This window comes from Streptomyces aureus, assembly GCF_000725495.1.
In the GTDB taxonomy this organism is placed as follows: Bacteria; Actinomycetota; Actinomycetes; order Streptomycetales; family Streptomycetaceae; genus Streptomyces; species Streptomyces aureus_B.
Genome location: NZ_JNZD01000083.1, coordinates 1 through 443 on the forward strand (window position 1 = coordinate 1; position 443 = coordinate 443).

The following is a 443-nucleotide window of genomic DNA, read 5'->3' on the forward strand; positions in this document are numbered from 1 at the left end:
CTGGTGCCAAGGCATCCACCGTGCGCCCTTAAAAACTTGGCCACAGATGCTCGCGTCCACTGTGCAGTTCTCAAACAACGACCAACCACCCATCACCCCGAACCAGAGTTCGAGTGCACTGGGGCCGGCACTGAAGGCGACCTTGCGGCCGTACCCTCAGACACCCAACAACGTGCCCGACACCCTCGCCACTCGTGATCAGCTTTCCACGCTCCGAAGAGCAGTACTGGCAGCCCGAGATGACTGAAAGTGCCGAATAATCAACGTTCCACCCATGAGCAACCAGCATCGGACATTCGCCGATGTACTGGCCTCTGACCTCACTCCGAAGAGCTCGGTTAGAAGTGCTCCTTAGAAAGGAGGTGATCCAGCCGCACCTTCCGGTACGGCTACCTTGTTACGACTTCGTCCCAATCGCCAGTCCCACCTTCGACAGCTCCCTC

1 rRNA gene is annotated in these 443 nt (G+C 58.2%); it reads right to left on the reverse strand.

Annotation, left to right across the window (positions count from 1 at the left end):
• Positions 1 to 355: 355 nt before the first annotated feature.
• Positions 356 to 443 (reverse strand): 16S ribosomal RNA (locus IO36_RS36060); the annotation flags it as partial.